Annotated in this window: 19 protein-coding genes and 2 pseudogenes; 8 read left to right on the top strand and 13 right to left on the bottom strand. The window is 71.4% G+C overall.

Annotation, left to right across the window (positions count from 1 at the left end; genetic code table 11):
• Positions 1–43: 43 nt before the first annotated feature.
• The 7 genes from KBX00_RS01385 to KBX00_RS01355 form a co-directional block, all read right to left on the bottom strand.
• Positions 44–1,684 (bottom strand): cation acetate symporter, encoded by a 1,641-nt coding sequence (locus KBX00_RS01385; protein WP_210822388.1) that lies wholly within the window; start codon positions 1,682–1,684, stop codon positions 44–46.
• Between the two features lies 1 nt (position 1,685).
• On the bottom strand, positions 1,686–2,132 hold the full coding sequence (locus KBX00_RS01380; protein ID WP_301547128.1) for a hypothetical protein: 447 nt from the start codon (positions 2,130–2,132) through the stop codon (positions 1,686–1,688).
• Positions 2,133–2,253: 121 nt separating this feature from the next.
• Positions 2,254–4,332 carry a carboxypeptidase regulatory-like domain-containing protein gene (locus tag KBX00_RS01375; RefSeq protein ID WP_210822386.1) on the bottom strand — a complete coding sequence of 693 codons (2,079 nt, stop codon included), beginning with the start codon at positions 4,330–4,332 and terminating at the stop codon, positions 2,254–2,256.
• Positions 4,333–4,472: 140 nt separating this feature from the next.
• Positions 4,473–5,252, bottom strand: coding sequence for a LytTR family DNA-binding domain-containing protein (locus KBX00_RS01370; protein WP_210822385.1), 780 nt, complete (start codon positions 5,250–5,252; stop codon positions 4,473–4,475).
• On the bottom strand, positions 5,249–6,475 hold the full coding sequence (locus KBX00_RS01365; protein ID WP_210822384.1) for a sensor histidine kinase: 1,227 nt from the start codon (positions 6,473–6,475) through the stop codon (positions 5,249–5,251). The genes KBX00_RS01370 and KBX00_RS01365 overlap by 4 nt, the downstream gene beginning before the upstream one ends.
• Positions 6,476–6,525: 50 nt before the next feature.
• Positions 6,526–8,097 carry a sugar transferase gene (locus KBX00_RS01360; RefSeq protein WP_164448911.1) on the bottom strand — a complete coding sequence of 524 codons (1,572 nt, stop codon included), beginning with the start codon at positions 8,095–8,097 and terminating at the stop codon, positions 6,526–6,528.
• Positions 8,098–8,364: 267 nt separating this feature from the next.
• Positions 8,365–9,225: an Fpg/Nei family DNA glycosylase gene (locus KBX00_RS01355; protein ID WP_210822383.1), complete on the bottom strand. Its 861-nt coding sequence runs from the start codon at positions 9,223–9,225 to the stop codon at positions 8,365–8,367.
• Positions 9,226–9,249: 24 nt separating this feature from the next.
• On the opposite strand from KBX00_RS01355, the pseudogene KBX00_RS01350 reads away from it, so the two are divergent.
• A pseudogene (locus KBX00_RS01350) lies at positions 9,250–10,327 on the top strand (glycosyltransferase family 4 protein); the annotation flags it as partial.
• 71 nt (positions 10,328–10,398) lie between these two features.
• Positions 10,399–10,587, top strand: a pseudogene (locus KBX00_RS29775) (glycosyl transferase family 1); the annotation flags it as partial.
• 90 nt (positions 10,588–10,677) lie between these two features.
• Here KBX00_RS29775 and KBX00_RS01345 read toward each other — a convergent pair.
• From KBX00_RS01345 to KBX00_RS01330, 4 genes are all read right to left on the bottom strand, one after another.
• Complete coding sequence (locus KBX00_RS01345) at positions 10,678–11,394, bottom strand: CDP-alcohol phosphatidyltransferase family protein (RefSeq protein WP_210822381.1); 717 nt, start codon at positions 11,392–11,394, stop codon at positions 10,678–10,680.
• On the bottom strand, positions 11,378–12,445 hold the full coding sequence (locus tag KBX00_RS01340) for an iron-containing alcohol dehydrogenase family protein (protein WP_210822380.1): 1,068 nt from the start codon (positions 12,443–12,445) through the stop codon (positions 11,378–11,380). Before KBX00_RS01340 ends, KBX00_RS01345 begins: the two co-directional genes overlap by 17 nt.
• Complete coding sequence (locus tag KBX00_RS01335) at positions 12,433–13,164, bottom strand: sugar phosphate nucleotidyltransferase (RefSeq protein ID WP_210822825.1); 732 nt, start codon at positions 13,162–13,164, stop codon at positions 12,433–12,435. The genes KBX00_RS01340 and KBX00_RS01335 overlap by 13 nt, the downstream gene beginning before the upstream one ends.
• Before the next feature lie 175 nt (positions 13,165–13,339).
• Positions 13,340–13,789, bottom strand: a complete 450-nt coding sequence (locus KBX00_RS01330) for an NUDIX domain-containing protein (RefSeq protein WP_210822379.1) — start codon at positions 13,787–13,789, stop codon at positions 13,340–13,342.
• 115 nt (positions 13,790–13,904) lie between these two features.
• On the opposite strand from KBX00_RS01330, the gene KBX00_RS01325 reads away from it, so the two are divergent.
• The 4 genes from KBX00_RS01325 (at position 13,905) to corA (ending at position 17,510) form a co-directional block, all read left to right on the top strand.
• Entirely contained in the window at positions 13,905–14,297 is a 393-nt protein-coding gene (locus KBX00_RS01325) for a cyclic nucleotide-binding/CBS domain-containing protein (RefSeq protein ID WP_210822377.1), read from the top strand.
• A gap of 105 nt (positions 14,298–14,402) precedes the next feature.
• The gene (locus KBX00_RS01320; RefSeq protein ID WP_210822374.1) at positions 14,403–14,858 is read left to right on the top strand and encodes an ester cyclase; all 456 of its coding nucleotides are present in this window, start codon (positions 14,403–14,405) and stop codon (positions 14,856–14,858) included.
• A 128-nt stretch (positions 14,859–14,986) separates the two neighbouring features.
• Complete coding sequence (locus KBX00_RS01315) at positions 14,987–16,081, top strand: PLP-dependent aminotransferase family protein (protein ID WP_210822372.1); 1,095 nt, start codon at positions 14,987–14,989, stop codon at positions 16,079–16,081.
• Positions 16,082–16,334: 253 nt separating this feature from the next.
• The gene (gene corA / locus KBX00_RS01310) at positions 16,335–17,510 is read left to right on the top strand and encodes a magnesium/cobalt transporter CorA (RefSeq protein ID WP_210822370.1); all 1,176 of its coding nucleotides are present in this window, start codon (positions 16,335–16,337) and stop codon (positions 17,508–17,510) included.
• Between the two features lie 116 nt (positions 17,511–17,626).
• Here the strand turns inward: corA and KBX00_RS01305 are convergent, their stop codons facing one another.
• Entirely contained in the window at positions 17,627–18,418 is a 792-nt protein-coding gene (locus KBX00_RS01305; RefSeq protein ID WP_210822368.1) for a hypothetical protein, read from the bottom strand.
• 59 nt (positions 18,419–18,477) lie between these two features.
• Here KBX00_RS01305 and KBX00_RS01300 point away from each other — a divergent pair, with 59 nt between their 5' ends.
• Together KBX00_RS01300 and KBX00_RS01295 are read left to right on the top strand one after the other, a co-directional pair.
• Complete coding sequence (locus KBX00_RS01300) at positions 18,478–19,005, top strand: peptidylprolyl isomerase (protein ID WP_210822366.1); 528 nt, start codon at positions 18,478–18,480, stop codon at positions 19,003–19,005.
• Positions 19,006–19,157: 152 nt separating this feature from the next.
• Positions 19,158–20,069, top strand: a complete 912-nt coding sequence (locus KBX00_RS01295; protein ID WP_210822364.1) for a rhomboid family intramembrane serine protease — start codon at positions 19,158–19,160, stop codon at positions 20,067–20,069.
• Positions 20,070–20,147: 78 nt separating this feature from the next.
• Here the strand turns inward: KBX00_RS01295 and KBX00_RS01290 are convergent, their stop codons facing one another.
• Positions 20,148–20,591 (bottom strand): PH domain-containing protein, encoded by a 444-nt coding sequence (locus KBX00_RS01290; protein ID WP_210822362.1) that lies wholly within the window; start codon positions 20,589–20,591, stop codon positions 20,148–20,150.
• Positions 20,592–20,614 lie beyond the last annotated feature (23 nt).

The raw sequence follows: 20,614 nt of genomic DNA, 5'->3' as shown, positions 1-20,614 counted from the left end.
CCCGAGTCGGACCACCGCCGCCCGGTGCCGCCAGGGCCCTGCGTCACGAGTGAAGGGCGTCGGGGGCGTGCAGGCGGAGCATGGTGCGGCCGATGTCGGCCGGGGCGCGGCGGCGGGTGGCCAGTGAGACCGCGATCATCACCGTGAAGGCCAGCGGCACCGTCCAGGCGGCCGGCTGGGCGATGAAGGTGGCCGGCCAGCCGGTCATCTCCGGGCCGAGGACGGTGATCAGGACCGACGTCACGGCGGCGCCCCCGCCGACGAGGATCCCGGCGGCGGCGCCCGCGTCGGTGAGCCCCCGCCACCAGATGCCGAGTACCAGCAGTGGGCAGAAACTGGACGCGGCGACCGCGAACGCCAGGCCCACCACCTGCGAGACGTCCAGGCCGGAGACGTTGAGGGCGAGGGCCGTCGGCACCACCCCGGCGATCACCGTGGCCAGCCGGAAGCCGCGCACCGAGCCGCGACCGAGTACGTCGGTGGAGATCACCCCGGCGACGCTGGTGAGCAGCCCGGACGAGGTGGACAGGAAGGCCGCGAACGCCCCGGCGGCGACCAGCGCCGCCAGTAGCCGGCCGGTGGTGCCGGCACCGAGCGCCGCCTCGGGCAGCAGCACCACCACCGCATCGGTCTGGCCGGTGACCAGCAGTTGCGGTGTGTAGATCCGACCCAGCACGCCGTAGATGGTGGGTAGCAGGTAGAAGACCCCGACCAGGGCCAGCACCACCAGGGTGGTCCGGCGGGCGGCGGCACCGTCGGGGTTGGTGTAGAAGCGCACGAGTACGTGCGGCAGCCCCATGGTGCCCAGGAAGGTGGCCAGGATCAGCGAGTACGTCCCGAACAGTCCCCGGTCGTCGGAACCGGCGTCACTGGGCAGCAGCCAGTCGGTGGCCCCGTTTGTCACGCCGGATACCTCGGGCACCGGTTCGCCCTCGGCGAAGCTCAACTCGTCGCCGGGGCGTACCTCCAGGGTCTGACCGTCGGCGAGGGTGAGCACGGCACGTTGCTCGACCACGACGGTGGTCGCCGTCCGGAACGTGGCCCCGTCGGGCGGGGTCACCGCCGGCCGGCCGTCGGCCTGCCACTGCAGCGCGAGGAAGATCGCCGGTACGGCGAGCGCGGTCAGCTTGAGCCAGTACTGGAACGCCTGCACGAAGGTGACCGCCCGCATCCCACCGAGGGCCACGTTCGCGGTCACCACCGCCGCCACCACCAGCGCGCCGACCGGGTACGGTGCGCCGGCCAGCGTGGCCAGCGTCAGGCCGGCCCCCTGGAGCTGCGGCACCAGGTAGAGCCAGCCGATGAAGATCACGAAGACGGTGGCCAGCGTCCGAAGCCGGCGGGATCCGAGCCGCAGTTCGCAGAAGTCCGGCAGGGTGAACGCGCCGGAGCGACGCAGCGGCGCGGCCACGAACAGCAGCAGGGCCAGGTAGCCGGCGGCGAACCCGACCGGATACCAGAGCACGTCCACGCCGTACTTGAGGATCAGCCCGGCGACGCCGAGGAAGCTCGCCGCCGACAGGTACTCGCCGCCGATCGCGGCGGCGTTCCAGGTGGGGCTTACCACCCGGGAGGCGACCAGGAAGTCGGAGGTGGTGCGGGCCAGCCGCAACCCGTAGAAGCCGATGGCGACGGTGACCAGGGTGACCGCCACGATCGCCGGTACGACGAGGTCGTTGCCCACGTCAGCGCTCCGGCCGCTGGACCAGGTCGGTGAAGTCCTGCTCGTTACGCTCGGCCAGGCGGACGTACGTCCACCCGACGGCGACCAGGAACGGGAAGGAGAGCACCCCGAGCAGCAGCCACGGCAGGTTGACGCCGAGCACGGTCATCCGGCCGACCGAGGGCGCGATGGCGAACAGCCAGGGCAGCCCGCCCAGCCCGACCATCACCACCGCCGACAGTTGCAGGGCCAGCGCCAGCTGAGCGCGGACCAGGCCGCGGACGAGCGCCTCACCGACCCGGGTCTGCTGGGTCAGTTCGGTGTGGGTGCCGGCGGGCCAGCGTGACCGGCGGGACACCTCGGCCAGCACCACCCGGGTACGCGCCGGTGGCCCGGATCCGACGGGCGAATCGGAGGTTGCGGCGGGTTCGGGTCGGCGGGGTGCCGGCGGTGCATCCTCGGCGGCCATCCCGGCAGTCTGGTCCGCCGGACGGGATTGTCAAGGGGCCTGTGGACAACTTGTGGATAACGAGGTGCAGCTGTGGACAACCACATGGCCCGGGGGCGACAGGCGCCCCCGGACCATGCCATCAGCTGGTCGGGATGACCAGATCAGCGGTCATCGAACCCGATGCGGGCACGGTGAACCGGGCCAGCCGTCGGGTGCCGTCCGGGTCGGCCACCTGGTACCTGCCCGAGTACATCTGCTCATCGTCGAAGTACACGTCATAGCTGAAGAAGATCCGCTGGCGGCCGGTCAGCCGCATGGTGAACTCCCCGTTGGAGACCCAGCCGCTACCGGCGTAGTCGCCGGTGTCCACGCTGTGGGCGAGCACCCAGCCGCTGCGCAGTGGCGTGCCTTCGGTGTCGCGGAAAGTGCCGTTGAGCTGCACGCCACGCCCGAGCGTCGCGTCGAGGGCGGCGGTGGCGCCGGCACTTACCCGCACCGGAGTCGCGCTGAACCGGCTCGCCGCACCGCCGGACCACACGGTCGCGTAGCCCCCACGGCTGAAGACCACCGGCCACTCGTACGGGCCGAGCCGGCTCAGCGTGTAGTCGCCCTGGTCATCGGTGACCGCGTCCTCGGCGCCGACGCCAGGATGGCCGGTGAGCACCGAGACGTTGACGTCCGGCAGGGCAGCGCCGGTCTCGGCGTCGGTGACCCGCCCGGTGACCTGGCCCGCCCGGTCGAGCTGGATCACCGGGCCGGTGGCCACCTGGCCGGCGGTGGCGGTGACGGTCGCCGCCTCCCGCTCGTCGCCGGTACCGCCGGCGGAGCCCACCCACTGCCGGCCGTACGTCGTGTTCTGCGGTACGGCGAAGAGCTTGTACTCCCCGGTGGTGAGCGGACCGACGCGAACCTGACCGCTGCGGTTGCTGCAATTGCCGTAGCCGTCCCGCAGCGTCGCCCGTTTCGGCGCGAAGGCGTCCAGGCAGACCCCGGAGACGGGCGAGCCGCTCTGCCGGTCCAGGACGGTGGTGGTGATGACCGCGCCCGGACGGAGCTTGATGGTCAACTCGGTGGTCTGGTCGGCACGCACCCGTACGCCGGTGCGCTCCCGGGGGAAGTACCGACCGTCCGGCGCGTACACGTAGATGTCGTGCCGGCCCTGCGTCAGGTCGCTGATGGTCACCCGGCCGCTGCCGTTGCTGCACCCGTCGTGGGCGCAGAAGTTGGCCACCGGCGCTCCGGTCACCGAGTCCACCGCGCTGATCCGTACGGAGCCGGTGCCCAGCAGGCTGTCGGTGATGGCGGTCTGCTCGCCGCCGCGCACGGTGACCAGTTCGGCCTGGTCGGATTCGAGCTGCCCCGGGTAGTACTGGTGCCGCTCGTTCGTGTAGAGGCCGACCTTGTAGGCGCCGGCGAGAAGCTGGGCCTCGAAGGTGCCGTCGGCGCTGGTCCCGTCCGAGTGCACGCTGTACATGCTCGGGGTGTAGACGTAGACGTCTGCGTTCGTCAGCGGTGCCCCGGCGGCGGTGGTGAACCGGCCGGACAGCGTGCCGACGGGCAGTACGGTGTCGTCTGCGACGACCCGCTCACCTTCGGTGACCGCGAAGAGGGTCGCGCTCTCCTCGTCCACCTGCCCCGGCACGTACTGGCGCTGGTAGGAGCCCTCGATCGGCTCGAATTGCACCCGGTACCGTCCCGCGACCACGTTCACCTCGTACCGGCCGTCTTCGTCGGTGCGTGCGCCGGCCACGTGGCCGGAGTCGGCCTCGATGGCGAGCACCCGCAGGTCGAACACGGGCTCACCGGCGGCATTCAGGAGCTGGCCGGAGATGGTGCCGGTGGCGAGCAGTTGTTCGTCGACCGTGGTCGTGGCGCCGGCGGTCACGACGACCGGGTCGGCGTCCCAGGGTCGCAACTGTTGCCGGTGGTACTGCTCCGGACGGCTGTCGGGCAGGTATCCGACGGTGTAGGACCCCGGGTTCAGCTGGGGCAAGGTGTAGGCGCCGTCGGCGTCGGTCATCGTGCCGGCCACGACGTCGTACTCGCCGCTGCGGTAGACGACCACCGGGACGTCCGGTGCGGCGGCGCCGTCGGCGGTGGTCAACCGGCCGCTGATCGTGCCGGTCGAGGCGGCCAGCGCGGGTGTGGCGCCCGGCAACAGCACGGCGGCGGCCGTGACGCAGGCCAGGGCGGCCCGGCGGAGGAGAGGGATATGCATCTTTGTCCAAACCGGAGGGGGCGGGGCGGCTCAGGCAGGCACCGCGCCCACGCCGGTCCCGCGCCCCGTGACGGACCGGCCACCGGAGAATAGAACAATAATGATCTCTGTAGGGGGCGCGAATGACTCACCCGGCCGGGTCAGCGGCTCCACTCCTGCTTGGCGGCCCGGACCAGCTTGTCCTTCAGCTCGCGGGTGTGCCGGCGGCTCACCGGTAGCTCCGTCCCGTCGACCACCACCACGTAGCCGGAGTTGACCAGGCGGAGTTCGGCGATCAGCCGGAGCTGCACCAGGTAGGACCGGTGGATCCGGACGAACCCGGCGTCGGCCCACCGCTCGGCGAGCGTGGCCAGCGACACCCGCACCAGGTGCGACCCGTCGGCGGTGTGCAGCCGGGCGTAGTCCCCCTGTGCCTCGACCCACCGTACGGCGGAGCGGGGCAGCATCCGGGTGGTGCCGGCCAACTCGACCGGGATGGTGGGATCCGCCTCGGCCCGGGCCAGCGCGGCGGGGTGGGTGGGTACCACCCGCGAGCCGACCACCCGGCGCAGCGCCTCGGCCAGCCGCTCCGCGCGTACCGGCTTGCGCACGTAGTCGGTGGCGCCCACGTCGAAGGCGTCGGCGGCACCGTCGTCGTACGCGGTGACGAAGACGATCGCCGGAGGTCGGGCGAAGCGGCGCAGCACCCGGGCCAGCTCCATGCCGTCCAGTCCGGGCATCCGGATGTCCAGGAAGACCACGTCCACGTCGTCGTCGCGGAGCACCCGCAGCGCCTCGGTGGCGTCACCGGCCGTGTGCAGCCGGGCCACCCGGGGGTCGGCCCGCAGGTGGTACGCCAACTCGTCGAGCGCCGGTGGCTCGTCGTCGACCGCCAGCACCCGCAGGAAGCCGGTGCCGGGCGCCGGGCCGGAGCCGGTCACGAACCGGCCCGTACGCCGGGGTGGAACTTCGGCACCCGCATGCTCACCTTCGTACCCGAGCCGACCCCGGTCTCGACGACCAGGCCGAAGCCGTCGCCGAAGACCGACCGCAGCCGCTCGTCGACGTTCGACAGCCCGACATGCTGGCCCGGATCGTCCCCCGGGTCGCCGGTCGACCCGGCCAGCTCGGCGATCCCCGCGGTCAGCGTGGCCGGATCCATCCCCACTCCGTCGTCCTCCACCGTTATGTGGCATTCGGCGCCCGCATCCCGGGCCTCGATGCTCACCATGCCCGTGCCCGGCTTGCGCGACAACCCGTGACGTACCGCGTTCTCGACAAGTGGCTGCAGGCACAGGAACGGCAGGGTCACCGGCAGCACCTCGGGGGCGATCTGGAGCCGCACCTGGAGTCGGTCGCCGAACCTGGCCCGTTCGATGGTCAGGTAGCGGTCGATCGAGCGAAGCTCCTCGGCCAGCGTGGTGAACTCGCCGTGCGCCCGGAACGAGTACCGGGTGAACTCGGCGAACTCCAGGATCAGCTCCCGGGCCCGCTCCGGATCGGTGCGGACGAAGGAGCCGATCGCGGTAAGCGCGTTGTAGATGAAGTGCGGGCTGATCTGGGCGCGCAGGGCGCGCACCTCGGCGCGGGCCAGGCGCTCCCGGGACGAGTCCAGCTCCGCCAGGGCCAGTTGGCTGCCGGCCCAGTGGGCGGTCTCCAGGGTGGCCTGGACCAGACCGGGCGCCGGTGCGCCGTCGGTGACGGCGACCAGCGCGCCCGCGATCCGGCCGGACGCCCCACCGAGCGGGGCCACCACCGCGCCTCGGACCGGGCAGTCGATCCGGTCGCAGGTCAGCTCCGCTTCCCCGAGCACGGTGGAACGCTCGGATGCGATCACCCGCCGGGCGGCGGTCCGCAGCTGCTCCCGGTGGTGCGCGCCGCGTCCGTCCAGCGCGAGCAGATCCTCGGTGTCGGTCAACGCCAGCCCTTCCGCGCCGACCAGAGTGCGCAGGTGACGGGCGGCCTTTGCCGCGCCGGCCGGGTTCAGTCCGGCCCGCAGCGGTTCGGCCGCGAGCCCGGCGGTGTGCAGCACCTCGTAGGTCGCCCGTTGTCCGGGCGTGGCGATGCCGCGCCGACCGCGCAGCCGGCCGACCGCGTACAGCGCCCCGGCCAGCACGCTGACCAGGGAGAAGACGCCGATCACGGCGGAGATGTTGCCACCCACGTCGACGATCCTGCTGGTTGCGGACGCTGTGGGAAAGGGGTGGACGCCGGTCAGTACGCGCCCTTGCGCGCGACCACCACGCCGACCGTGCGCCACAGGATGCTCAGGTCGTACGCCAGTGACCAGTTGTCGACGTAGTACAGGTCCAGCCGGACGGCCTCGTCCCAGGAGAGGTCGGAGCGACCGGACACCTGCCACAACCCGGTCATACCCGGGCGGACCAGCAGCCGGCGTCGTACATCACCCAGGAAGTCGCCGTCGTCGGCGGGCAGCGGACGCGGCCCGACCAGCGACATCTCACCCTTGAGCACGTTGATCAGCTGCGGTAGCTCGTCGAGCGACGAGGCGCGCAGGAAGCGGCCCACCGGGAAGACCCGGGGATCCTGCTTCATCTTGAACAGCATGCCGTCGGTCTCGTTCTGGTCGACCAGGCTGGCCAGCCGGTCCTCCGCGTCGACGTACATGGTCCGGAACTTCCACACCCGGAACGTGCGCCCCTCGTGGCCCACCCGGGGTTGCCGGAAGAAGACCGGACCCGGGTCGGAGATCCGGATCGCGATGGCGATCGCGATGAACACCGGAATCAGTGCGAGCAGTCCGAGCCCGGCCGCGACCCGGTCCATCATGTTCTTGGCCAGCAGCGCCGGCCCGGAGAGGGTGGGCTCCTCGACGTGCAGCAGCGGCAGGCCCTCGATCGGGCGGATGTGCACCCGGGGCCCGGCGATGTCGGTCAACTGCGGCGCCACCACCAGGTCGACGCCGGAGCCCTCCAACTGCCAGGCCAGGCGGCGCAGCTCACCGGGCTCGGCGCTGGCCGAGCCGCAGACCGCGATGGTGTCCGCGCCCATCTCGCGTACCAGGGCGAGCACGTCCCGACCGGCGTACACCGGGACCGGGGTCTGCACGCCCTTGGCGGCCGCGTACCCGTCGGTGATGTGGATGGCGACCGGAACGAGCCCGGCGGCCGGGGTGCGGGTGACCGCCGTGTACACCTCCAGGCACTCCGGCAGGGTGCCGACCAGCACCATCCGGTGCGCCGCCTGCTGAATGTTGCGCCGGACGGTGTGCAGTACGAAGCGGGCCAGGATCCGGCCCAGCAGGATCAGCAGCAGCGCCAGCAGCAGCGCCGTGCCGACGGTGAACCGGGACAGGTCGGTCTTGGTGGCGAAGGCGAGGAACGACAGCGCCGCGCAGACGGCCACGCCGGCCCGGATAACCCGCTTGAACTCGTCCGGCCCGAGCCCGAGACAGCGTCGGTCGTAGGCGCCGTTGAACCAGAGGGTGACCAGCCAGCCGAGCGGCAGCAGCAGGAATGCGACCGTGTAGAACCAGGTCGGATCGTTCTGGGCCTGGTGGAAACCCGCGGTGGCCTGGTCGAAGGTGCGGATCGCGGTGTAGCTGGCGAAGGCCGCCGCGGCGAAGTCGAGCAGCAGCAGGATCGCCGTGTACGGCCGGTGCCAGCGCGACACGCGTCGCCGGGCCCGGGCCCACGCCGACCGGGGTACGCCGTTCGGAGACGGCGGGTTCGGCGGCTGGATCTCGAAGCTGTCGACGTGCCGCACGAGTCTGCTCCGGCCTTCGTTGGTCACCGGGCGCTGGAGGCTAGCGGTCACCTCACCCATGTCCTCCCGCATGACCCGCCACGTTCACTCGCCGTGACCGCCCGGGTCGCCCACCGTTCCAGTTTCCCACGCGAGTTCCGTTCCGTCGCCGACCCGAGGGACATTGCGCGGCGGCCACCTACCGCCTGGGATCTGGCCGGCCCCATGCCATTCGGGAGCCGGGGACCGGGGCCACTATACCGATGGATGGCGGCCCCGGTAGAGCGCCGGACCGGCGGTTGCGCACGGCGCGTCCGATTCCGCTCCGTAATCAGTGAGTGGTGTTACTCACCGTACGAGCCTTGACAACCGTCGGTCAGCAAGGGGCTTCCCGCCGGTCTGGCAGGTCGGGCAGTACTGGAGGCTGGAGTCGGCGAACGAGACCTCCCGGACGGTGTCGCCGCAGACCGGACAGGGCAGCCCGGTGCGGGCGTGCACCTTGAGCCCGGAGCGCTTCTCACCCTTCAACTCCGCCGCCCGCTGCCCCAGCGACCGGGTCACCGCGTCACCCAGCACCCGACGGGTCGCCGCGTGCAGGGTCGCCATCTGATCGTCGGACAGCCGATCGGTCAACGCGAACGGCGACAGCTTCGCGGCATGCAGGATCTCGTCGGAGTACGCGTTGCCGACCCCGCCGAGCACCGACTGGTCGGTGAGCACCCCCTTGACCTGGCCCCGGCGGCCACGTAGGGCAGCGGCGAAGGTGGCCAGGTCGGCCGAGAGCGCGTCCGGCCCGAGCTTGGCCACCCCGGGCACCGCCTGCGGATCCGTCACCAGGTAGGCGGCGAGCTTCTTCTGCGTACCGGCCTCGGTAAGGTCGAACCCGGAGCCGTCGTCGAGGCGTACCCGGATCGCGATCGGTCCCTTGCCGGGCCGCAACGGAACCGTCGAAGCGAACGCCTCCCGGTAGTGCAGCCAGCCGGCGCGGGCCAGGTGGACCACCAGGTGCAGGCCGCCGTCGAAGACCACGTCGAGGAACTTGCCGTACCGCCGGGCGTCGGTCACCGCCCGGCCCGCGACGGCGGTCGGCGCCGGGTCGTACGTCTTCAGGGCGCTGATCGCGGCGACCTCCAGGCGGTCGACCCGCCGGCCCACCGCGCGCTGTCGCAGGTAACCGGCGAGCGCCTCCACCTCCGGTAGTTCGGGCATCGTCCAACGGTAGCCTTCTTTCCCGTGAGAATCGTGGTGGCGCACAACCGGTACCGGGAAGCTCAGCCGTCCGGTGAGAACACGATCGTCGACGCCGAGATCGCCCAGCTCAGCGCCGCCGGGGTGGAGGTGCTGCCGTTCCTGCGCAGCTCCGACGAGATCCCGTCGATGCCGAGGACGGCGAAGGCGCTGCTGCCGATCTCCCCGATCTACGCGCCACGGGCCCAACAGGAGCTGTCCCGACTGCTCACCGAGCACCGCCCGGACGTGCTGCACCTGCACAACCCGTACCCCCTTCTGTCGCCCTGGGTGGTGCGGACCGCGCACAAACACGGCGTGCCCGTGGTGCAGACGGTGCACAACTACCGACAGGTCTGCTCCTCGGGGCTGTACTTCCGGGACGGCGTGATCTGCCAGGACTGCCGGGGTCGGGCACTCGGTGTACCGGCGGTGGTGCACCGCTGCTACCGGGGGTCGCGGGCGCAGAGCGCGCTGATGGCCACCACGCTGGCCGTGCACCGGGGCACCTGGAAGTCGGTGGACCGGTTCGTCGCCCTGACCACCGCGGTCGCCGATCACCTGCGGGACTACGGCATCCCCGACGAGCGGATCGTGGTGAAACCGAACGGAATCCCCGACCCGGGCACGCCCGCACCGCTCGGCCAGGGCTTCCTGTTCCTCGGCCGGCTCTCTCCCGAGAAGGGCCTCGACCTGCTCGTGGACGCCTGGCGGCGACACCCGGACGGCACGTTGGGCCCGCTGCGCGTCGCCGGAGACGGCGAGCTGCGCCAGCTGGTCGAGGCGGTGGCGGCGGAGCGCTCCGACGTCACGTACCTCGGCCCGCTGGACCGGGCCGGCGTGCGGCAGGCGCTCGCCGACAGCGCCGTGGTGCTGGCGACGTCCACCTGGCACGACGTGTTGCCGACCGTGATCATCGAGGCGTTGGCCAGCGGTCGGCCGGTGCTCGGCACCGCACTCGGCGGCATTCCGTACCTGGTTGGCGCGGACACCCCTCGGGAGCCCGCCGGCACCGGTCCGGCCGTGGTCGCCTCGGCATCCGCCCCTGCGGTAACCGGCTCCGTGCCGGGTTCCTCGGCTCCGAACTCCTCCGCCGACGCCGGGTCGGCGATGTCGGATGCCGCTGGTACCGGGGAAGGGTGGGTGGTGCCGGCCGGTGTGGTGACCGGCGAGGCGGGCTGGGTCGTGCCGCCGGAGCCGGCAGCCCTGGCCGCCGCCCTGCCGGTGGCCGCCGCCGGTGCCTCGGCGATCTCGGCGGCCGCACGGATGCGCTACGAGCGCAACTTCCACCCGGACACCGTCACCAAACGTCTGATCGACATCTACGCTGGCCTGCGCCGCTGACGGCGGACACAGGTTGCGGGATGTCGCGGTCTCCCGGCGAGGGGAAGCCGCGACATGCCGCATCTCGCGGAACGGGCGCCGCGACGTCGGTCAGCGGAGGCTGGCGCGGGCGGAGAAGGCGATGCTGGCCAGGAGGAAGCCGCCGTTGACTGCGGTGAAGGCGATCATCACCCAGAGGGTGAGAGCCGGGGCGAGGGCCAGGACCAGGGCGGCCACGAAGATGACCGCGCCGTAGTCGCGGACCAGCTTGACCAGGCGTACGGGCAGGCTGGTGGAGGTGACCATGCTGGCCGCGTTCGGGCCGGACTGCATCACCGAGGTGACCAGGTTGACCATCCAGGTGCCGGCGAACGCGGCCACCAGCCAGGTCGGGGTCGCCGGCTGCTGCGCCACGGCGGTGGCGGACAGGGCGGCGACCAGGGCGATCTGGGCGGCCACGTCACAGAGCACGTCGACCCGGGCGCCGGCCGCGCTGCCCTGCCCGGTCACCCGGGCCAGTTGCCCGTCGGCGCAGTCCAGGGCGTACGCGATCTGCCAGCCGAGGAGCGCGACCAGCCCGACCACCGGAGCCGGCACGTCCCCGGCGGCGACCGGGCCGGCGAGCGCGACCACGGTGACCGAGGTGGCCAGCCCGAGCAGCAGGTTGGTGATGGTCAACGCGGTCGGCCGGAGCCCGAGGCGCTGGGCGACGAGCGCGAAGACCGCGCCGATCCACTGGCTGACCGACTCGCTGAACAGGCCACCACCCCGGTTCACCCGGTGGAAGTCGGTGACCGTGGGGTGGGACGGCTCAGCCAAGGTGCTCACGAAGGGCGTCAACGTAGTCTCCCAGCCGGGTGTGAAGGTCGTCGGCGGACAGCGCCAGGTGTTCGAGGATCGTGTAACGGTCGGGCCGGGTGTGCGGGGCGAAGGCCACCGCCTCGACGAACTGCTCGTCGGTCAGCCCGAGGTCGGCGGGTCGGGTGGACAGCCCGTGCCGATGCAGGCAGCGGGCGAGCTGGCCGAACCGTTCCAGGTCGCCCCGGAGGAAGGTGCAGAACAACGCGCCGAGGCCGGCCTGTTCCCCGTGCGAGGCGGTGCTCGGGAAGAGGTGGTCGATGGCGTGTGAGATCTCGTGGTCGCCGCCGCTGGCCGGCCGGCTGGAGCCGCAGATCGACATCGAGATGCCGCCCAGGATCAACGCCTCGGCCAGCGTGGTCAGGAACCCGTCGTCGGTGATCTTCCCGGGATGGTTGACCAGCGCCTCCGCTCCGGTGCGGGCCAGCGTCACGGCCAGCCCGTCGATCGGCTCGCCGCGGATCTCGTGGGCCAGTTCCCAGTCGGCGCAGGCGCTGAGGTTGCTCACCGCGTCGCCGATGCCGGCCTGGGTCTGCCGATCCGGTCCGTTCTCCACGAAGTCGAGGTCGACCAGGACGGCGATCGGGATGTGCACCCCGTACGAGCCCTTGCCACCCTCGTGGGTCAGCGACGCCACCGGAGAGGCGATCCCGTCGTTGGCGAGGCTTGTCGCCACGGTGACCATCGGGATGCCGTAGCGGGTGGCGGCGTACTTGGCGGTGTCGATGGTCTTTCCGCCGCCGATGCCGACCACGGCGTCGTAGTTGCGGCGGCGCAGCTGGTCGCCGAGTTCGTTGGCGGAGTCGACGCTGCCGCCGGCGACGGTGAACACGTCGGCCGACCCGAGCGAGGGCCGGCACAGCTCGACGATCTTCTCGCCCTGACCCGGGCCGACCACCACCGCGACGTCGCCGCCGCTGGAGATCCGGCGGTCGGCCAGCAGCGAGCCGAGGTCGGCCACCGCGCCCCGGCGGACCTCGATCGACAGCGGCGTGGCGACGGTACGGGCTAGTAGCGGCACGCGATCTCCCGGGCTCGGGCCAGGTCGGCGTGGTTGTCGACCTCGACCCAGGCCACGTCACCGATCGGTGCCGCCCGGACCTCGCCGCCCCGGTCGGCGAACTCCTGGTACCCGTCCTCGTAGTACAGGTTCGGGTCGCGTCGCCAGGTCGCCTCCAGGGCGTCGGCGAGCGCCTCGGCCACCTGTGGCTCGATGAGTGTGGCCCCGATGTACTCGCCGTACGCCTCGCCCGGGTCCATCAGCTTGGTGATCCGGGTGAGCTGGCCGGCGGCGTCGAAGGTGGTCTTCATCTCCTCCTCGGCCAGCGGCTTGAGGGTGTCGATCGCGAGCAGCACGCCCGGCCCCCGCTCGGCCAGCAGGGTCTTCTCGATGCTCACCGGGTGCACGGTGTCGCCGTTGACCAGCAGAACGCCCCGGGAGAACCAGGCCCGGGCCAGCCAGAGGGAATAGGCGTTGTTCCACTCCTCGGCCTTGTCGTTGGGCACCAGGGTGATCGTGACGCCGTACCGCTGCTCCAGCTCGGCCTGGCGTTCGCGGACGGCGTCCGCGGCGTAGCCGACCACCACCACGACCTCGGTGAGCCCAACTGCGGCCAGGTTGCGCAGCGCGATGTCGAGGATGGTGATCTCGCCGTCCACCGGCACCAACGCCTTGGGCAGGGTGTCGGTGTACGGGCGCAGCCGGCGACCCGCGCCAGCTGCCAGCACCATTCCGACCATGCCGGCATCAGCTTCTGTTCTCGCAGCGTTCACCGAAGGAGGATAGCGCCGCCCGGGGCGGCGCTGTCGCCGGTCAACCGGCCACCGGTCGTCCCCGATCGCCGGCAAAGCCGGTCAGCCCGGGCAGAACCGCCGGGTCAGCTCGTCACCCGTGGACCGGGCCCGACCGTGTCGCTCACGAACCGGTGGATCGCAGGACGGCGAAGGCCCGCTCGGCGATGTGCCGGATCAGCCCGTCGTTGACGTCACGGTGCTCGTCGAGCAGGTCGAGGTCGCCGGGGCCGAGCCAGCGGTACTCGGTGTGTTTGCCGGCCTCCAGCACGGGTGCGGTCAGATCGCCGTCGACCCGGACCAGCCAGTCGCTCTCGATCCGGGCCAGGCCGTCGTCCCCGACGTAGCGGTACTCGCCGATCTCGGCGATCACCTCGGTCACCCGCCAGCCGGTCTCCTCGGTGACCTCCCGGTGCAGCGCGTCCTGCACGGACTCGCCCGGTTCGAGGTGCCCGCCGACGATGTCCCAGCAGTTGGGGAAGAGTCGCCGGTGCGGCGAGCGGCGCTGAAAGAACAGGCGTCCGTCGGGAGCGACGATCAGCGCCCCCGCGCAGCGCAGCGGCTCGGTGGACATTCATGAACAGTAGCCGTGGGGGCCTGCCGCCATGATGTCCGGTCTTGTCCTGGAAACCTGCGGGGCTCACCATTGCGGGTAACCGGGTGCAGCCGTCCCAAAGGGGTGATGTGTCATGCAGGTTCGGGAAGCCATGTCCAGTGAGATCCTCGTGGTCGGTCCAGAGCACACGCTGCGGCAGGCGGCGCGGATGATGTCGGAGCGCCGTATCGGGTCGGCGGTGGTGATCGACCCGGATTCCGAGGGCATCGGGATCATGACCGAGCGGGATGTGCTCAATGCGATCGGAGCCGGTCTCGACTGCGACGTCGAGCGGACTGGTGCCCATCTGACCTGGGACGTCGTCTACGCGGGGCCGGAATGGACGATCGAGGAAGCGGCGGTGGCGATGGCCCGGGGTGGCTTCCGGCACCTCGTCGTCCTCGACGGTCGCGAGGTCGCCGGCGTCATCTCGGTACGCGACATCATGCGCGTGTGGGCGGCCAGCCGGATGGTCGGCACCGGCTGACCACGGTGGGCTATCGGTCGATCCGCCGCGGGTTGGGCGGGCTGATCGGCGGGTAATGCCCTGGCTGCGGGCGCGGGCGGAGCGTGTCCCGCGTGGGGAGGCGTGATGCGTGGCGCGGACCGGTTGATCCAGCAGCAGTACGAGATGCTCCTGCGGCGGGACGTGGCTCGCCTGCCGGAGCTGTACGCGCCGGACGCGCACTACGCCATGCCGGGCGTCACGGTACGCCCGACCGAGTTGCCGGCCCTGCTGCGTACCTGGACGGGCGCCTTTCCCGACCTGCGGGTCGAGCCGCTCGGTGCGGTACGCACGGCCGGTGGCGCGGCGGTCGAGCAGCTGCTGACCGGCACCCACACCGGCGTGCTGCACACCCCGTTCGGGACCGTCGCGCCCACCGGACGGGACGTCGCCTGGGAGGTGGTGGACGTGGTCCGGGTGCGTCGTGGGCGGATCGCCGCCTGGCGGTCCTACTTCGACTGGGGCCAGCTGATGACGCTGCTGGGTCTGCACGTGGCGGGGACATCCCGGCGGCCGTCGGAACCGGTGGGCGTGCCGGCCTGAGCTGCCGCACAGTCGGCGCGGGCGGGTAGGCCACCGGCCGCGACCGTTCACCCGACCCGGTGGCTCAGAATGCGGACATCGCCGTGCCTTCCGCGCACGTCCCACCTCCGCCCGTACGCTGAACAGCCATGACCGCCGAGCAGCTGATCTCCTTCGCCCGTGGCGCCCCCTCACTGGACATCGTCGATGTCGAGGGGCTCAAGGCCGCCGCTGTCCGCGCTTTCGACGCCGACCCTGCCGGGGTGACCGCGTACGGCACCTCCGTCGGTTACGTCCCGCTCCGCAGGTGGATCGCCGAGAAGCATGGTGTCGAGGCGGAGCAGGTGCTGGTCACCAACGGCTCGTTGCAGGCCGACGCCTTTCTCTTCGACCACCTGGTCCGCCCCGGCGACGCGGTGGTGGTGGAGCGTCCCACCTACGACCGGACCCTGCTGAATCTGCGGAACATGGGCAGCGAACTGCACGCGGTCACCATCCAGCCGGACGGTATGGACACCGCCGAGCTGCGCAAGCTGCTGGAGTCCGGGGTCCGCCCCCGGCTGGCCCACGTCATCCCGAACTACCAGAATCCGGCGGGCGTGACGTTGTCCCTGGAGAAGCGTCGCGAACTACTGGACCTGGCCGCCGAGTTCGGTTTCACGATCTTCGAGGACGACCCGTACGCCGACATCCGGTTCCGGGGTGAGGCGCTGCCGTCGATGCTGTCGATGGACACCCGCAACGTGGTCGTGCACGCGTCCAGCTTCACCAAGACCGTCTGCCCGGGGGTCCGGGTGGGCTACCTGGTGGGTCCGGCGGACCTGATCGGCGACATCGCGAAGAAGGCGACGAGCCTCTACATCTCGCCCGGCATGGTGTCCCAGGCCATCGTGCACCAGTTCTGCGTGTCGGGGGACATCGGCCGGTCGATCGAGACGGTGCGGGCGGCCCTCGGCGAGCGCGCCACGGTGCTCGCCGAGTCGCTGCGCCGGCACATCCCGCAGGCCCGGTTCGTGGAGCCCGACGGCGGCTACTTCCTCTGGGTCGAGCTGCCGGAGGACATCGAGGTCGACCGGCTCGCCCCGGCGGCCGCCGAGCGTGGTGTCGCGGTGGTCAAGGGCAGCGATTTCGTTCTGGACGGAGGGCGGCACGCCCTCCGACTGGCCTATTCGGCGGTCACTGCGGACCGTATCGACGAGGGCGTTCGGCGGCTGGCCGAGGCGATGGAGGCGGTGCGCGGCTAATTTCTGTCGGCTTTCCGACAGAAAGGCGATGCCGTCCCGCTCGGGGCTCCCACTGAGGGGACTCGGGGCCCACAATGCTGCGAGCGTTATTCACGACGCGTAGGCACAACCCCCGCCCCCACGGCGCCGGACGGGCCGGACCACCCCTCACCCCCCTGATGCGGTCCGGTCCGTCCGGCGCCACCCTTGCCGCTCGGCCATGACCGCTGCGGCGGCGTAACCTGCAAACCGCAGCCGGCGGGGGGAGGGCGTGATGACGGAGCGGACGCGGCGCGCGGGGACGACCTCCCCGGCCACCCCCGACAACCGGACCGCGAGCGCCAGCGGGAGCCGTGCCCTGCGGCCGCGGAGCTGGTCGCCGGTACGGGCCGTGACCCGTCGACGCAACCCGGACGAATCGCAGTCCGGCGAGATGTCGGCCGACCGGCGACGCAGCGCGGTGGTCGACTGTGCGCTCTACATCGACGGCCAGCGGCAGGCGGGCGACTGGGACTACGCCGATGCGTTGGCTGCGGCGCGCAGCGCCGAAGCGGGTTTCGTCTGGCTCGGCCTGCACGAGCCGGAGCTTGCCGAGATGACCGAGATCGCCACCACCTACGGGCTGCACGAGCTGGCCGTGGAGGACGCGGTCAAGGCCCACCAACGTCCGAAGCTCGAACGTTTCGGCGAGGTCAGCTTCCTGGTGCTGCGCACCGCCCGCTACTGCGAGCACACCGAGCTCACGGAGAACTCCGAGGTGGTGGAGACCGGGCAGGTGATGCTCTTCATCGGCCCGCAGTTCGTGATCAGCGTCCGGCACGGTGACGCCTGCCGGCTCGCGCCCGTACGCGAGGAGCTGGAGGCTCGCCGGGAGCTGCTGCTCAACGGCCCCTGGGCCGTCGCGTACGCGATCACGGACCGGGTCGTCGACCTCTACCTGGAGGTCGCCGACCAGCTCGAGGACGACATGGACGTGCTGGAGACCGAGGTGTTCGACCGCCAGACCAGCGGCCGGATCCAGCGGATCTACCAGCTGAAGCGGGAACTCGTCGAGTTCAAGCGGGCGGTGATGCCGTTGCAGCGGCCGCTTGTGACGCTGACCTCGCAGATGAACCGGGACGTGCCCAAGGAGGTACGCCGCTACTTCCGGGACGTGCAGGATCACCTCAGCCGCACCGTCGAGCAGGTCAACTCGTACGACGACCTGCTCAACTCGATCCTCCAGGCGCGACTGGCCCAGGTGACGGTCGACCAGAACAACGACATGCGCAAGATCGCGGCCTGGGCGGCCATCGCCGCCGTGTGGACCGCGATCGCCGGCATCTACGGCATGAACTTCGACTTCATGCCGGAGCTGAGGATTACCTACGGCTACCCCGTGGTGCTGGCCCTGATGCTCAGCATCTCGCTGGCCCTCTACCGCTGGTTCCGCCGCAACGACTGGCTCTGACCCTCGCCCCACCCGATCGCCTGCCTCGCCGTCGCGTCGACCATGAAGTTGTTGCCGCGCTCACCGGAGTGTCGCGGCAACAACTTCATGATCAACCCCGGCGGGGGCGGGAGGGGTCAGGCGCGGGTGTTGGACTTGTGGTTGGTGGCCTTGCTCAGGTCGTCGGCGGGGCGGCCGGTGGTGGTGCGGGCACCCTCGGCGGCCGAGGGGACCTTTCCGGTGGCGGCGACGCCGGACGGGGCGGTGGCGGTGGTGGCGGCGCTGTCGCCGGCGGCCACCGCCGAGCTGCCCGCTCCGGTCGAGATCTTGCCGGTGCCGGCCGGGCCGGCCGTGCGCACCTCGATGGTCTCCACCTCCTCGTGCATCGGCTCAAGCGCGGCACCCGCGTCGTACTCGGCCCACTCCTGCTGCTCGCGGTGCCGACGCAGGGCCATCGCACCGGCGAGTCCGGCCACCGTGCCGGCGGCCAACAAGCCGATCATGGTCCCGCTCCGGCGGGACTTCTTCTTCGCCTTCATCTTCTTCGCCTTCCTGGTGACCGCGGCCTGCTTGGCGACTGCGGCCTTCTTCCCCTTGGCGGCCCGATCGGCCGCGTCGGACTGCGCGTGACGTACGGCCAGAGTCAGCGGCGCGAGGGCGGCGGCCGTCGATGCGAGGCCGCTCGATGCCCGGTCCCGCACCACGACGGCGGTCGGTGTCACCGCACCGCGGGCCGCCTGGAATCGCGGGCCGACCGTGTCGCCGGCTCCCCTTGCGGCATGCGTGGCGGCCTGCCTCAGGTGACCGATGCTGCGGTTCAGTTCGGCCCGGGCCAACTGCGCCTGGCTCTTGCGCCGCCAGTTTCCAAACACGGTCCCACCTCCTGGGAGTTGCTCTGTCTCATCCTCCACCTTCGGATGCCTCCGCATGTCCAGATCGGGCACATGGGAGGATCCGCATGGAACTGACCAACGAGTAAGGAGTACCCGTGGCCGAGGCTGTCTACGCCACCCTGCACACCAATGCCGGCCCGATCCGGCTGGAGCTCTTCGGCAACCACGCGCCGAAGACCGTCCGCAACTTCGTCGAGTTGGCCGAGGGCACCCGCGAGTACACCGACCCGCGGACCGGGCAGCCGGGCAACGGTCCGTACTACGACGGCACCATCTCGCACCGCGTGATCAGCGGGTTCATGGTTCAGATGGGTGACCCGACCGGCACCGGCCGTGGCGGGCCGGGCTACACGTTCGCCGACGAGTTCCACCCCGAGCTGCGGTTCGACCGGCCGTACCTGCTGGCGATGGCGAACGCCGGGCCCGGCACCAACGGCTCGCAGTTCTTCATCACCGTCTCGCCGACGCCGCACCTGAACAACCGGCACACCATCTTCGGACAGGTCGCCGACGAGCAGTCCGCGAAGATCGTCGAGGCGATCGCCAACACCCCGACCGGCCCCAGCGACCGGCCGCTCCAGGACGTCGTCATCGAGCGCATCGAGATCGAGCGCTCGGCCTGACTCGCGCTGGATCCGGCCCGCCGGCCGCGGCTGGGCGCGGCGGGCCGGGCCGGGCGAGGGCGGCCCCGGCCGGGATACGTGTCGACCGCCCGAGTGGCAGCGCGGGGTACCTTTGCTCGCATGACTGAGCGCTCGGGTGTCTGGGGCCGGCGATGAGTGAGTCCCCGCCGACCACGCCGGCCTGCTACCGCCACCCCGGCCGGGAGACGTACGTCCGTTGCACCCGGTGTGACCGGTCGATCTGCCCGGACTGCATGAACGAGGCGTCGGTCGGGTTCCAGTGCCCGGAGTGCGTGTCGGAGGGACGCCGCAGCGTGCGGCCGGCGCGTACCGCCTTCGGTGGCGGTGAAGTCGGCCGGCAGGGTTACGTGACCAAGACCCTGATCGCCCTCAATTTGCTGGTGATGCTGGTGTCGATCGCCTCGGACCGGGGTGGGGACGCGGCGGCCGGCGGCACCGGCTTCGGCGGGCTGATGGGCGGCGGCACCCCGTTGACCGAGTGGGGCGCGGTGCTGGGTCGGGCGATGTTCCTCGACGGCACCGTCGGCGGAGTCGCCGAGGGCCAGTGGTACCGCCTGTTCACCGCGATGTTCCTGCACTACGGCGTGGTGCACCTGCTGTTGAACATGTGGGCGCTCTGGGTGCTCGGCCGTTCGCTGGAGGCGGTGCTCGGGCCGCTGCGCTTCGCCGCCCTCTACTTCATCGCCGGCTTCGGCGGCAACGTCGCGGTCTACGTGTTCAGCGCGCCCAACCGGATGTCGGCGGGAGCGTCGACCGCCATCTTCGGCCTTTTCGCGGCGATTTTTGTGATCATGCGGCGGCTGGGGCGGGACACCTCGGCCATCGTCCCCATCCTGGTGATCAATCTGATCTTCACCTTCACCGTGCCGCAGATCTCGATCGCCGGTCACCTGGGCGGCCTGGTGTTCGGCGCGCTGATGGCCCTGGTGCTGGCCTACGCGCCGCGCTCGCGCCGGACGCTCGTGCAGGTCGCCGGTGGCGTGATCATCGTGGTGGTGCTGCTCGGGATGGCCCTGGTCCGCACCGCCGCGCTGCTGGGCTGACCGCTGCCCGGCACGTGGCGGCGGGCACGGGGCAGCACCGCCGGTGGCGGGTCGCCGGCCCGGGGTGCGCGGAGTGGATCAACCGGTGCCGTCGGTACTCGCCGCCCGGGCGGCGCGCAGCGCGTCGGCGACCTCGGCCGGATCGGCACCGAGATCGAGCCGGCTGAACAGGTGCAGCGAGTCCCCTGTGTCGATCTCCAAGGTCGGTCCGGCGAGTCCGCGTCCGGACCGACGGTGCACCTGAATGGTCTCCACCGTCGGCCAGGGCAGGTGCCGCCGGCTCAGCATCCCGGCCGGCACGGTGACGCCGCTCGCGTCCACCGCCAGTCGTACCGGCGCGAGCAGATCCCGCAGACCCCACCCGACGAGGGCCGCCGCGGCCAACCCGCCGAGCACCGGCCGAAGCGGGTCACCCGCGGCGAGCAGTATGCCGAGGGCGAGCACGACGGCCGCGGCAGCCAGTTTGAGCACGGATAGGGCGGGTGGCACCCGCCACCGTTGTGCGATCGTGTCGTCCGCCACGGCACCAGCATGCCAGCGCCGCC

Source organism: Micromonospora sp. C95 (assembly GCF_018070465.1).
Classification (GTDB): domain Bacteria; phylum Actinomycetota; class Actinomycetes; order Mycobacteriales; family Micromonosporaceae; genus Micromonospora.
The sequence above is the reverse complement of the archived record's forward strand: the minus strand, read 5'-3'. Positions and strand labels throughout refer to the sequence as shown.

Coding starts and splice junctions, on each gene's coding strand:
- KBX00_RS01325 (WP_210822377.1), top strand. CDS start 13,905: ATGCAGGTTCGGGAAGCCATGTCCAGTGAGATCCTCGTGGTCGGTCCA.
- KBX00_RS01335 (WP_210822825.1), bottom strand. CDS start 13,164: ATGGTCGGAATGGTGCTGGCAGCTGGCGCGGGTCGCCGGCTGCGCCCG.
- KBX00_RS01360 (WP_164448911.1), bottom strand. CDS start 8,097: ATGGGTGAGGTGACCGCTAGCCTCCAGCGCCCGGTGACCAACGAAGGC.
- KBX00_RS01380 (WP_301547128.1), bottom strand. CDS start 2,132: ATGGCCGCCGAGGATGCACCGCCGGCACCCCGCCGACCCGAACCCGCC.
- KBX00_RS01375 (WP_210822386.1), bottom strand. CDS start 4,332: ATGCATATCCCTCTCCTCCGCCGGGCCGCCCTGGCCTGCGTCACGGCC.
- KBX00_RS01295 (WP_210822364.1), top strand. CDS start 19,158: ATGAGTGAGTCCCCGCCGACCACGCCGGCCTGCTACCGCCACCCCGGC.
- KBX00_RS01355 (WP_210822383.1), bottom strand. CDS start 9,225: ATGCCCGAACTACCGGAGGTGGAGGCGCTCGCCGGTTACCTGCGACAG.
- KBX00_RS01305 (WP_210822368.1), bottom strand. CDS start 18,418: ATGCGGAGGCATCCGAAGGTGGAGGATGAGACAGAGCAACTCCCAGGA.
- corA (WP_210822370.1), top strand. CDS start 16,335: ATGACGGAGCGGACGCGGCGCGCGGGGACGACCTCCCCGGCCACCCCC.
- KBX00_RS01315 (WP_210822372.1), top strand. CDS start 14,987: ATGACCGCCGAGCAGCTGATCTCCTTCGCCCGTGGCGCCCCCTCACTG.
- KBX00_RS01330 (WP_210822379.1), bottom strand. CDS start 13,789: ATGTCCACCGAGCCGCTGCGCTGCGCGGGGGCGCTGATCGTCGCTCCC.
- KBX00_RS01320 (WP_210822374.1), top strand. CDS start 14,403: ATGCGTGGCGCGGACCGGTTGATCCAGCAGCAGTACGAGATGCTCCTG.